This is a genomic window from Moraxella sp. K23, assembly GCF_041154765.1.
Classification (GTDB): domain Bacteria; phylum Pseudomonadota; class Gammaproteobacteria; order Pseudomonadales; family Moraxellaceae; genus Faucicola; species Faucicola tetraodonis.
Window position 1 is genome coordinate 478,992 of the sequence record NZ_AP031595.1, and the last position, 12,908, is coordinate 491,899.

Genomic DNA, 12,908 nt, shown 5'->3' on the forward strand with positions numbered 1-12,908 from the left:
CAACTTTATCCCCCTTTTTGATTAGTTTAATTAAACATGCTATGACTACACACACTCTGTCTTTTAAAGATAAGCTACAAGCCTATATTCACTTGACCCGCTTTGATAAGCCTGTGGGCATTGAGCTGGTGTTTTGGTCGACTTTATGGGCGGTTTTTTTGGCGGCAAAAGGATTTGAGCAACTCCCACCGTGGCATGTGGTGGCAATCTTTGCGACAGGTGCGGTGTTGATGCGAGCGGCAGGCTGTGCCATCAATGACTTTGCTGATAGAAAAGTCGATGGTCATGTATCGCGAACCAAAGGTAGACCGCTGGCGGATGGTCGCTTGACGGGTAAAGAAGCGGTTTGGACGTTTTTAATTTTATCTTGGGTGAGTGCATCGCTATTAATATTTTTGCCTGTGCAGGTTTTTATTTGGTCATTTGGTGCGGTGGCGTTGGCGTTTATCTATCCGTTTATGAAACGCTTTACCCATTTGCCGCAAGTATTCTTGGCGGCAGCTTTCGGCTGGGCGATTCCGATGGCGTATGTTGCGGTATCGCAAGTATTAACAGGTCAGACCGAGGTTGATATTTGGTGTTGGCTGCTGTTTTTCGGCTATATGTGCTGGACGGTGGCGTATGATACCCAATATGCGATGGCAGATCGTGAGGATGATTTAAAAATCGGGGTCAAATCCACCGCGATTTTATTTGGTAAACACGATGTGTTGATAATTAGCCTACTTCAAGGGGTGTTTTTGCTCAGTTTGGCGGGCGTGTTTTGGCATTATTTTGGCGCGCTTTCAGTATTGGCGCTGTTACCTATCGTTGCCATGTTTTATCGACAAAATAAACAATGTCTTACCTATGACCGCAAGCTTTGCTTTAACGCATTTTTAGATAACGTGTGGGTAGGGCGCTATGTATTTTTGCTAATCGTGATATTGAGTGTATGGGCACTTCGAGGGTAAACTGTGATACACATAAAAAACGCCTAAATTTGATTGTAGGCGTTTTTTTTGACTAGAGCCATAATTTGACTATAACCATAATTTCATAGGCAAATTGAGTCCAAGGCGGTTGGTGAGTTGGTTATTGTTAAGCGAAATAATCCGCTCAGCAAATAACCCCACTACCATAGGCAGCAATTGGTGCTCCATCGCATGGACGCGCTGTTGTAATTGGCTAGCATTCTCAGCCGCGTTGACGCAGGTCACCGCTTGGGCAATGACTTCCCCTGCATCGAGTTCGCTCGTTACCAGATGCACGCTGCAACCATGATAGCGCTCGCCAGATTGTAGCACGCGGGTATGGGTATCTAAGCCTTTATAATTGGGCAGCAGTGACGGGTGCAGATTTATCATCGGCACGTTTAATCCATCCTTGCTGGTGACACCATCAATAAACAGCGGCGTTAAAATCCGCATAAATCCTGCCAACACCACCAAATCAGGTTGCCACGCGCGCAATTCTTGCAGTGCCCGTTGTTCAAAACCGACACGGGTATATTTTTTGCCATTATCGTCACGCGCAATCACTGCGGTTGCAATATTAGCTTGCTGCTCATTGGCAAGGCGGATGCGCTCAAGCGCGTAGGCATCGGCTTTATTACTAATCACGCCCACGATTTGAATGTTCAATAGTTGCTGTAGCTGCTTATCAATTAATACTTGCAGGTTACTGCCACTGCCAGAGACGAGGACGGCAATTTTTAACGGGGTAGGGTTTGTCATGTTCAACTTCATAAGGATAGCAAAGCAATAGGTTGGAAAAACTAAGGTGCGTAAAAACGCACCTTTTAAATTAACGCAAGGGTAAACTAGCTCAATGGTAAATTAGCTTAAGGGTAAATTAAGGGTAAAATAGCCCAATAGTAAAGTAACCGATTGAGTCGCGGATAACATTAGCGATAGGTTACCGCATCGCCTGTTCTTTCAACGATTTCACCCAATTTCCATGCGGTTTCGCCTTGGTCATTGAGTAAGGCAATGGCTTGGTCTGCTTTATCTGCCGGTACCACGACGACAAAACCCACACCGCAGTTAAAAGTGCGGTACATTTCCATTTGCGCAATATTGCCTTTTTCTTGCAACCAAGCAAATACAGGCGGGAATGTCCAAGATTTCACATCAATTTGCGCCGCCAAATGGTCGGGCAATACGCGTGGTAGGTTCTCCGTCAAGCCGCCGCCGGTGATATGTGCCATCGCATGCAAGCTTGCGTTGCCCAAGGTTTTTTGCAGTTGTCCAATGGCTTTGACATAGATTTTTGTCGGTGCCATCAACATGTCTTTTAATGCTTTGCCGTCTAATTGTTCAGTGGCAACATCCGCACCGCTGACTTCAATGACTTTACGCACCAGTGAGTAACCATTTGAATGCACGCCGCTAGAGGCGATACCGATTAATACATCACTGTTGGCAACGTTTTTACCCGTGATAACTTCCGACTCTTCGACGACGCCCACACAAAAACCTGCCAAATCATAATCTTCATCTTGGTACATACCCGGCATTTCAGCCGTCTCGCCACCGATGAGCGCACAATTTGCCAATTTACAGCCGTCACCGATACCGGTGATAACCGTTGCCGCGGTATCGACGTCCAGTTTTCCTGTGGCATAATAATCCAAGAAAAATAACGGCTCGGCGCCACAGACTAGCAGGTCATTGACACACATCGCTACCAAGTCTTGACCAATGGTGTCATGTTGATGCAGTTGTAAAGCCAGTTTGAGTTTGGTACCGACACCATCAGTCCCTGAGACCAATAAAGGGGATTTATAGCCTTGTGGAATACGGCACAAGGCGCCAAATCCACCCAAACCACCGACGACTTCAGAGCGGCTAGTTGCTTTGGCAACTGATTTAATGCGCTGAACTAACGCTTCGCCAGCATCGATATCGACGCCAGCATCTTTATAACTTAACGAAGTGGGTTGTGTAGTCATGGTCTTCCTATCGCCAGAATCATTGGGAAAAGTAATACGCGCATTATACCCAAATTCCCATCAAAAAGAAAAATAATCCATCGCTTTGCTAGCTGGCTAGCATTAGGCTGTTTATCATTAATGATGCCTTCTAACCCCACAAATGTGATAGGGCGTTATAACATAGCTTTAAATATTTGTATGAGTTGTGCAGTTTGCGCTATCTATTTTTGTCAAATTACCTAAAATTAGTCAAAAATACAACGATGGCAGTGACCGTCTTTTATTTGACATTACCCTTATATTTTTGGCGTATTTGGCTTTTTTGAGGAACCTATGTACAACCCATTCCCTTATCGATTTACGAAAGATGTGTTTTTCAAACGGGTATTTATATCGCTATTTTTGGTTGCAATAGGCTATATCATTTATCAATTGCAATCGGTAATTTTACCATTTTTGGTAGCATTTATTTTGTCGTATGCGATTAATCCGCTCGTGCAAAAATTACAGGACAAGGCACACATTCGCCGCTGGGTGGCGATTTTGCTGGTATATTTGTCCACTGGGCTGATGATTGGATTGATACTTTGGTGGCTCATTCCGCTGGTGTGGGAGCAGTTACAATCGGCATGGAAGTATGTACCAACGGCAATTGACTATTATAACAATACGCTGCGAGGCTGGGTGCGTTCTCACACCCCCATACGCTTGCCTGCCATGCAAGTGCGTGATATGTCCAAAGGCTTGGTGGATTATCTCAAAGAAAACTACAATATCACCGATGCGCGCTCATTTTTTACCAATTTAATGTTATCAGGCATGAATGTAATCAACGTGGCGGGCATTGTGGTGCTGGTGCCGATTTTGATGTTTTATTTTTTATATAATTGGGATGAGCGCTTGGTAAAAATGCGTCATATGATTCCCAACCGTTATATTCCATCGGTCTATCGTATCGCCAAAGAAAGTGATGAAGCGTTAATGTCATTTATCAAAGGTCAGCTACTGGTGATGGTGTTGCTCGGTATGGTGTACGCGGTGCAATTACAACTCATTGGACTTAAAGTCGGTCTTATCATCGGTATGATGGCGGGTATCGCAAGTTTTGTGCCGTATCTTGGCTTTACCCTTGGCTTTATTGCGGCGATTATTGCAGGGCTGTTTCAATTTGGCGTGGACTGGGTACATTTAGTGCTAATTGTCGGTGCCTTTATGGTAGGGCAGGCGGTGGAAGGTTATGTTTTGCAGCCGTTATTGTTGGGTGATAAAATTGGTTTATCACCATTGTGGGTGATATTTGCGGTACTTGCCGGGGCGGCACTGGCAGGCATTGCCGGTATGCTGATTGCTTTGCCGCTCGCCGCTGTGCTCAATGTGCTATTCAAACATGCGTATGACAGTTATCGTGAAACTGAGTTTTATAAAGGCGATGCCCAATATGGTTTATTTAAAGAAAAAAATCTGATGGATATCAAGCTTGAGGAGCAGCAAAAACAAATCGAGGCGCAAATGAAAAAAGAAAATACCAGTTGGATGACGCGGATAAAAAATATCTTCTAAAACAGCAAGATGTCATTCAAATGACTACAAGCGCGCAATTTTGCCGTATAATAGCCGACTATGTGATAGGCGTTTTCTGTTTTCTATCTGATAGGCGGTTATAGATACGCTCAATCAAGCATTTATTGTGAGGAGTTGGTCTGCCTTACGTTAAATGCTTTTTTTTATTTGCAATTTTTCCAATAAATGACGCGTCGTTGATAGGCGATAGCGTCATCATAGGTTTATTTATCGGTTTATCATCAGTTAGGTATCTTATGCAATCAAACAATTCTGTAAGCCCAGCAGCAACCATGCCTGCTGTTGAATTAAATCCCCAATTATCAGCCCAACTATTAGAGAGTGACGTAGACTTAGATAGTGACATAGATGGGCTTGATGATAATGATTGGGGTGGTGAGGCGTCAGACAGTGATGCTTTAGAAAACGAAGCGTTAAACAATGAAGCGCAGCAAAGCTGGGGCGATGCTAAAGGTGACAGCAAAGGCGATGACATCAAATCCGCGCGTTTTCGCAAGCTACAAAAAAAATTACGTAAGCTGGTCTCTTGGGCGATTCGTGACTACAACATGATTGAAGACGGTGATGTGGTCATGGTGTGTATTTCAGGCGGTAAAGACAGTTTTACCTTACTGGATATTTTATTGTTCTTAAAGAAGATAGCACCGATTCAGTTTGATGTGATTGCCGTCAATCTTGACCAAAAGCAACCTGACTATCCTGAAGATATTTTGCCCAACTATCTGACCGAGCACGGCATTCCCTATTATATTTTAGAAAAAGACACCTATAGCGTGGTCAAGCAAATCGTACCAGAAGGTAAAACTTACTGTTCTGCGTGTTCACGTCTGCGACGTGGTTCGTTATATGGATTTGCCAAACAAATCGGTGCAACCAAAGTGGCACTCGGTCATCACCGTGATGATATCATGGCGACGTTTTTCTTAAATTTATTTCACGGCGGTAGTCTCAAAGCCATGCCACCAAAACTGCTATCGGATGATGGGCAAAATATTTTGATTCGTCCGCTTGCGTATGTGGAAGAAAAAGACATTATCAAATATGCCAACTACAAGCAGTTTCCGATTATTCCTTGTAACCTGTGCGGCAGCCAAGAAAACCTACAACGGGCGATGATTAATGACATGCTGCGCGCATGGGACCAACAATACCCGAATCGTTTGGATTCAATTTTTGGCGCGATGCAAAATGTCGCACCGTCACAGCTGGCTGACCGTGAGTTGTTTGACTTTGAAAATTTGCAGTTACAGCGTGATGAGCATATCCGTGTATTTGAAGGGGAAAACATCCAAGCGGGGCAGATTGATGAGCAGCTGCAGCAAAAAGGGGTGCCGATTGCCCCAAGCGTGCAAACTTTTGACCCCACCCAGTTTCAGAAAAACAAAGGGTCTCAAAAACCCAAAGCGCCTCAAAAATCCAATGCCAGCCAAAACGCTGAGAGCCAAAAAATACCGACAATCAATCCTTTGATTTGATAACTAAGCGGGTCAAGCACACGGCTATTTTGGCTGCTGTAATGGGTTAAGCTATTGAGGTGATAAGCGGTTGATTTAATAAGCTACTGGTTTAATAAAAAACTTCGGTTAAAAACACCCGAACTTCTTTTTTAGTTTTAACCTATAAATTATTGTCATGACGCATCGGGTTCCATCGTTCAATGAGATTGTGCAACGAGATTTCAAAACAAAATTTCAAGATAAGTTTGTCACGTTGTTTTTATCTTAGCCGCGATTATTTTTTTGACCCTATGTTTGCATCATTGCTAGGGGTAACGGGGCTTGGCATAACAGGGCGAGGCGCTACAGGTTGGCTTGATGTAGGCTGATGGGTATCAGTGTATTTTGGATAGCGGTTGTTAGGTACACTCCGCGGATAATACGGACGTGACCTTCTATCTAAACCGCCCCAACCACCAAAACGATTACTATAGAAGGGTGAGCCCCAAAATGGGTCGGTGTTGTACCACAGTTGATTTAGCCTTTGCTCACGTTGGTAGTTGAGATAACCTTCGTCATGCGCTTTTAACAAATCAAGCGTCATCGATTGTGGGCATACATCATTGTAGTCATAGCCCTCACGTCCCAACTGGTAAGCACGTAGCGGTGTGCAATAACGTTTTAACCCTGCTTCACGACCTTGTCGCCACTGTTGCTGGTTGGGTACAGCATTGGCTTTAGCGCATTGCTTGATATGCTTTTGAATATAATCTTGACTGCGACCCAGTAAACCATCTTGATAACCAATGGTTTGCCAATTGCTTTGTTGGCACTGAGTGGGTGTTAATCCGCCGCCCAAGGTAGCACAACCTGTCATCGAGGCAGTGATAGCAAACAGTCCAAGCATTTTTTTTGAGGTGGTTGCTGGGTGATAGGTCTCTATGAATGAAAGCATCGTCATGGTGGTACCTTTGAAGTTTAAAGTCGCTATTAGCCAGTCAAAAACTGGCTAAACCGATCAAACCGTTAATGAATTGATATTTTTTAATTTAGCAGATTATTTATATAAAAGCATTTATCAATGGTTAAAATTTTGTTAGGCTACTTAATACAACCAAATGAATAGCGTCAAATTAACAGGGTCAAAATTTTGAGTTAATGTGGTGATATTGCATTAATTTTTTATCAACAGGGTGAGGGTCATGCAAAAAATTTTAATCGCCAATCAAAAAGGGGGATGTGGTAAAACCTCGATTGCGGTCAGTCTAGCGGCGGCATTGGCAAACAAAGGCAAAACAGTGGCATTGGCAGATGCAGATCCCCAAAAATCAAGCCTACAGTGGCTAAAAATGCGCCCAGCGGACGTACCTGCCATTATCGGTATTGACTGGCGCGATAGCAATGATATCGGTGATATCCCAAAAACCTTGGGTAAAAATGACTGGCTGATTATTGATGCCCCAGGTGCGTTATCAGGCACTAAAGCCGAACAGCTGATTGCCGAGTGCAAGGCAATTTTAATTCCTGTTTTACCCGCTTTCTTTGATATTGATAGTACCAAACGCTTTTTAAAAAGCCTAGAAGACATCAAACGTATCCGCAAAGGCAAAGTCGATATTTATCTGGTTGCCAATCGCGTGCGTAGTCAATTGATGCAGGACAATGAGCCGACCGAAAAACTGATGGCGTATTTTACTGATATTGGGCAGCAGCCACTGGCTTGGCTATCTGAGCGTAGTATTTATCAAGCCTTGGCAGAGCGCGGCTTGACGATTTTTGATAAAAGCCAAAAACCGTATCGAGACATTCAAGCCCAGTGGCAGCCAATTATGGATATGCTAGCTTCCGAGCTGCAGCCGACTGATAAAGCTGACGCCAAAGCCGAAAACAAAGCTGACACCAAAACTGAAGCAAAAACCTCATCTAAAAAATCCAAAAATAGCAGCTGGTACGAGTGATATAATCAATGGGAATATGGATAGCCATCGCCATCGGGGTGTTTATTATCGGTAGTATCATGGGGTTAAAACCCTCTGCTCGCGAGACCATGCGTGATAATCTGCGCATGGCAGCCAGACGCGTCGGCGTGCAGCCAAAACTGGTCGCATGCCCTGATTGGATTATCGGCGATACAGGTGAACGCGGTAAAGGCATGATGGCGCAATACGGCGTGGTGATTGAGGACGCGAAGATGCGCCCCTGTGATTATCAAGTGATTGAGGGCAAATGGCGACCCTTTACCGGGCATTATCCCGCTAATTTTGCGCTCGATAATCGGGAGGTGGATTTGCCGGACGCCATCGCAACAACCATTAAAGGTTTAAGCTGTAAAGCCAATTTTGTGTGTATTTATTGGCAAGAAAATAGCCAACTGGGCATGAAATCAGAACTTGAAACCACCGAAAAAGACCTAATCATGTTAAAAAGTAAATTGCATGATTATGCCAAATTGGTGCAGAATAACTAACTTTTCGTATTTTAACTTACCCTTTTTAATGATTTTGTGAACCCAACATGAGTAAAACACCGACAGCGAGAAAATCAACCAAAACCACGGACACGGCTGATACAAAAACAGACACCAAAGCCGCTGAAAAAGCCGCAACCAAAGCCGCCGCGCCCAAATCAACAGCCGCATCAAAAGCATCAAAAACAGCGCCTAAAACGTCGGGGCAAGGCAAAGCCTTGGTGATTGTGGAATCCCCTGCCAAAGCCAAAACCATCAATAAGTATCTGGGAAATGATTTTATCGTCCGCTCTAGTGTGGGGCACGTGCGTGATTTACCTGTGTCGGGTTCTGGCGCAGCAAAAACCGACGATAAGTCGGATACCAAGCTCACTAAAGAGCAAAAAGCGCAGCAAGCCTTGGTACGGCGCATGGGGATTGACCCCGAGCACGACTGGGTGGCACATTATGAAATTCTACCCAGCAAAGTTAAAGTGATTAAAGAATTAAAATCCCTTGCCAAAGACGCCAAAGAAATTTATCTTGCAACCGACTTGGATAGAGAAGGGGAAGCGATTGCCTGGCATCTCAAAGAGGTCATCGGCGGCAGTGATGACAAATACAGCCGTGTGGTATTTAACGAAATCACCAAAAACGCGATTCAAAATGCCTTTAAAAGCCCCACCAAGCTAAACTATGACCGTGTCAACGCGCAGCAAGCCAGACGATTTTTAGACCGTGTGGTAGGATTTATGGTATCGCCATTGCTATGGCAAAAAGTAGCGCGCGGACTATCGGCAGGGCGAGTACAATCTGTCGCCACGCGTCTAGTGGTGGAGCGTGAACGTGAAATTCGTGCTTTTACCCCAGTGGAATATTGGGAAATCCACAGTAATACCCACAGCCAGCAAGCCAAACAAGAGACCATTCGCCTAGAAGCGGTAAAAAAAGCGGGCAAACCCCTGTCGCTAGAAAACGAAGCACAGACCCATGCCGTTGTCGCATTGCTTGAAACATCCGATTTTATCGTAGCAGATCGGGAAGAAAAACCCACCCAGTCAAAACCCGCTGCACCCTTTATCACCTCGACACTGCAACAAGCCGCCAGTACCCGCCTTGGTTTCCCTGTCAAAAAAACCATGATGCTAGCTCAGCGCCTGTATGAAGCAGGTCATATCACCTATATGCGAACCGACAGTACTTTTTTGTCAGCGGATGCACTCACCAGTGTGCGCGGCTTTATCGACAAACAATACGGCACAAAATATGTCCCAAAATCGCCCAATGTGTATGGCAACAAGCAAAACGCCCAAGAAGCGCACGAAGCGATTCGCCCCTCAGACGTACTTGTACAATCTGCCTCGCTAAAAGACATGGAGCGCGATGCCCAGCGTTTATATGAGCTGATTTGGCGCCAGTTTGTGGCGTGTCAGATGCCACCTGCGCAGTACCAATCCATGACGTTGATTGTCAATGCTGGTGAGGTTGAGCTTAGAGCCAAAGGTCGGGTGATGACCTTTGATGGGTATACCAAAGTACAGCCCCCGGCCAAAAATGAAGACAATCTATTACCTGATGTAAAAATTGGGGAAAAATTGGTGGTCGATAGTATCGAGCCTACCCAACATTTTACCAAGCCACCGGCACGCTATACTGAAGCAAGCCTAGTCAAAGAACTGGAAAAACGTGGGATTGGTCGTCCGTCCACGTATGCCGCTATCATCTCAACCATTCAAGAACGTGGTTATGTCAAGGTAGAAAACAAACGTTTATTCGCCGAAAAAATGGGTGATATTGTCACTGACAGATTGGTTAACAGCTTTCCGCATTTGATGGACTATACTTTTACCGCTGGGCTTGAAGAAAACCTAGATGAAGTCGCTGAAGGTCAGCAAAACTGGAAAAAAGTGCTGGATGATTTTTATGGCGATTTTAAAGGCAAGTTAGAGCGTGCCAAAGACGAAGACGGCATGAAGCCCAATGACCCAACCGATGTCCCAGATATCCATTGTGACTTATGTCAGCGCCCAATGCAGATCCGTACAGGCTCTACAGGGGTGTTTTTGGGTTGTACCGGCTATAATTTACCCCCCAAAGAGCGTTGTAAAGGCACCAAAAATTTGATGCCTGTGGAAGCCTTTCATAGCCAAACCAGTAAAGAGAGCCAAAATCTCGGTGAGGACGACGCGGACAACAACGACGAGATACAAGCGCTACTTGAGAAAAAACGCTGCCCGAAATGCCATACCGCGATGGATGGGTATATCGTCGATGGCGGGTTAAAACTCCATGTCTGTGGTAACAATCCTGACTGTGATGGCTATCTATTAGAAAAAGGCGTCTTTGAAACCGCAGGCAATGACGATGTGCCTACCATACCTTGTGATAAATGCGATGGGCAAATGGTGCTTAAAACTGGGCGTTTTGGTGCCTATTTTGCCTGTCAGCAGTGCAATAACACCCGTAAAGTGCTCAAAAATGGCGATGCAGCGCCGCCACGCATGACCGCAATCCCTATGCCAGAACTCAAATCACAAAAATTTGATGACCATTATATTTTGCGTGAAGGGGCAGCAGGGTTATTCTTGGCAGCGTCAAAATTTCCTAAAGTGCGCGAGACGCGCCCACCAAAACTGTCAGAGTTACGCGCGATACAAGATCAGTTGGAAGATAAATTCCAGTATTTATTTACCGCGCCAGATACCGACAATGAGGGCAATCCAACAATTTTGCGTTGGAGTCGTAAAAATGCAGAGCAATATATCGGCTCAGAAAAAGACGGAAAAGCGACTAAATTTGCCTTGGTTTATCGAAAAGGCAAATGGGTGGAAGAGTAATGGCAACTAACAAAAAACCCTAGCCTATGCTAGGGTTTTTTATGGATAAATAAAATCTTTATTTTAAATCAGTGCTGTCATCTTCAATTACAAAGCTAACAATCATCATCACGTTATAGCTAGTGATATTACCATCACTAATGCGTACTTTTTGCTCTTTAATCCAAGCACCTTCCACGTTATTAACCGTTTTGTTGACTTGTGTAATGCCTTTTTTGATCGCATCTTCAAAACTTACCGTTGAGCTGCTACTAATTTCAATATTTTTTGCCACTGACATAACGATATCCTTATTTTCTATTATATTATTTTCCTAATTAATTTTTAATCTAAAACTTATCAAGTTTAACTTAAGTTATCGCAAACTTGATGCTTATAACTTATCAAATATGCAAAAAAATACCAAAGTTAACTTGTAACTTTGGTATTAGTTTTGGCTATCACATCAACTAGAAGCGTAACCAATATTGCGCTATTTTAAATGATGTAAAAGTAGCTATGCAATCCATTAAATTAAGCAAAAATCATTTCAATATCTTTGTGATCAAAACGGTAAACATGTCCGCAGAAACCACAATCTAACGCCACCGCGCCCCCATGCTCATTAGCGATTTCTAATGCAGCTGGTTTGCCCAACTGAAAAATTGCCGATTCACTTTTCTGCTGTGAGCAAGTACAAGCAAAGGTCAACGGCATAGGCTCAGCCGTCACCACGTCTTCTTCATGATACAAGCGATATAAAATCTCATCAGCTGGCAAGGTGGTTAATTCTTCAGCTTTTAGCGTTTTGGTTAAAATTTTTAAGCGGGGGAACAAGTCATTATCCACCGTCTCATACTCTTCTTCTGTGGTACGTGGTAGCAACTGCAGCACGATACCGCCCGCTTGCTCACCATCACAAGCCAAGTTGATTAGGGTAGGAATCTGTACGGATTGCTGTTGGTAATGTGCCAAACAATCAGCTAGGTTATCTGACACACGCTCAACGATGCCTTGATAGCCTTCTGCTTGTGTGCCATACGTGGCATCGGGTTGGATATTAATAAATAACACCCCTTCACCCACTTTACCAAGTTTGGCAAAGGCATCATTTGCCGTTTGTGCGGATTGCCACGAGCCTGTCCACTCTGCAAGACCTCGAATGTGACCTTGGTGGTCGCACTCTGCCATCGCCCAAGTTAAGCTGTCCTGTTCAGTATCCGCGGCTGCACCTGAATTTTGTAATTGAATGGATAGACGACCTTCGATTTTTAATGTACCAATCAGCAAGCTTGCCGCAACCAACATTTCCCCAAGTAGTTTTTGCAGGGCAACTGGGTAATCTTTTTGCTGCAATATCGTCTGCAGGCTGTCATTGATGCGTACCACGTCACCGCGTACAGGGCTTTTCTCAAAATAAAAACGTTGGCGCATATCAAAATCGTGAAGTACTTGAGTCGCTGTTGTCATAAATAACCTATCTTAAGTGAGTTTTAATCAATTTATTGAGCTATAAATGGGGATAAAATACAAAATAGCAAAAAAATGGTAAAAAAATTGTCGATAAAGAAAAAAATATTTTTTGTAAATCTATTGTCACAACACAGAAAAGTAAATTACTATAAACACACATTTTAAATCTTTTGAGTATCCTAAACTATTTTTTATCAGTCATTGTGCAAGGTTTTGCCAAATTTTAATAGGTGCAATGAGAG

At 44.0% G+C, this 12,908-nt stretch carries 11 protein-coding genes; 6 read left to right on the forward strand and 5 right to left on the reverse strand.

Annotated features, from left to right (window positions below):
• The first annotated feature begins 41 nt into the window (after positions 1–41).
• On the forward strand, positions 42–953 hold the full coding sequence (ubiA, locus tag ACAM37_RS02120; RefSeq protein WP_369626422.1) for a 4-hydroxybenzoate octaprenyltransferase: 912 nt from the start codon (positions 42–44) through the stop codon (positions 951–953).
• Positions 954–1,022: 69 nt separating this feature from the next.
• On the opposite strand, the gene purN is transcribed toward ubiA, so the two are convergent.
• Both purN and purM read right to left on the reverse strand, forming a co-directional pair.
• Positions 1,023–1,715, reverse strand: a complete 693-nt coding sequence (gene purN, locus ACAM37_RS02125; protein WP_369626423.1) for a phosphoribosylglycinamide formyltransferase — start codon at positions 1,713–1,715, stop codon at positions 1,023–1,025.
• Positions 1,716–1,885: 170 nt separating this feature from the next.
• Positions 1,886–2,932, reverse strand: coding sequence for a phosphoribosylformylglycinamidine cyclo-ligase (gene purM, locus ACAM37_RS02130; RefSeq protein WP_369626424.1), 1,047 nt, complete (start codon positions 2,930–2,932; stop codon positions 1,886–1,888).
• A gap of 315 nt (positions 2,933–3,247) precedes the next feature.
• Between purM and ACAM37_RS02135 the strand changes: the two genes are divergently transcribed.
• Positions 3,248–4,474, forward strand: a complete 1,227-nt coding sequence (locus tag ACAM37_RS02135) for an AI-2E family transporter (RefSeq protein WP_369626425.1) — start codon at positions 3,248–3,250, stop codon at positions 4,472–4,474.
• 293 nt (positions 4,475–4,767) lie between these two features.
• The gene (gene ttcA, locus ACAM37_RS02140) at positions 4,768–5,970 is read left to right on the forward strand and encodes a tRNA 2-thiocytidine(32) synthetase TtcA (RefSeq protein ID WP_472826333.1); all 1,203 of its coding nucleotides are present in this window, start codon (positions 4,768–4,770) and stop codon (positions 5,968–5,970) included.
• Positions 5,971–6,226: 256 nt separating this feature from the next.
• Here the strand turns inward: ttcA and ACAM37_RS02145 are convergent, their stop codons facing one another.
• A complete protein-coding gene (locus tag ACAM37_RS02145; protein ID WP_369626426.1) occupies positions 6,227–6,892 on the reverse strand; it encodes a DUF2799 domain-containing protein in 666 nt (221 codons plus the stop codon).
• A gap of 241 nt (positions 6,893–7,133) precedes the next feature.
• Between ACAM37_RS02145 and ACAM37_RS02150 the strand changes: the two genes are divergently transcribed.
• Genes ACAM37_RS02150 through topA form a run of 3 tightly spaced genes read left to right on the forward strand, consistent with a single transcriptional unit; the run spans position 7,134 to position 11,214 of the window.
• The gene (locus ACAM37_RS02150; RefSeq protein WP_369626427.1) at positions 7,134–7,889 is read left to right on the forward strand and encodes a ParA family protein; all 756 of its coding nucleotides are present in this window, start codon (positions 7,134–7,136) and stop codon (positions 7,887–7,889) included.
• A gap of 8 nt (positions 7,890–7,897) precedes the next feature.
• On the forward strand, positions 7,898–8,398 hold the full coding sequence (locus ACAM37_RS02155; protein WP_369626428.1) for a hypothetical protein: 501 nt from the start codon (positions 7,898–7,900) through the stop codon (positions 8,396–8,398).
• Between the two features lie 47 nt (positions 8,399–8,445).
• Entirely contained in the window at positions 8,446–11,214 is a 2,769-nt protein-coding gene (topA, locus tag ACAM37_RS02160) for a type I DNA topoisomerase (RefSeq protein ID WP_369626429.1), read from the forward strand.
• Between the two features lie 58 nt (positions 11,215–11,272).
• On the opposite strand, the gene ACAM37_RS02165 is transcribed toward topA, so the two are convergent.
• Both ACAM37_RS02165 and hslO read right to left on the reverse strand, forming a co-directional pair.
• Positions 11,273–11,494, reverse strand: coding sequence for a dodecin family protein (locus tag ACAM37_RS02165; RefSeq protein ID WP_065253328.1), 222 nt, complete (start codon positions 11,492–11,494; stop codon positions 11,273–11,275).
• A 233-nt stretch (positions 11,495–11,727) separates the two neighbouring features.
• Complete coding sequence (hslO, locus tag ACAM37_RS02170; protein WP_369626430.1) at positions 11,728–12,663, reverse strand: Hsp33 family molecular chaperone HslO; 936 nt, start codon at positions 12,661–12,663, stop codon at positions 11,728–11,730.
• Between the last annotated feature and the right edge of the window lie 245 nt (positions 12,664–12,908).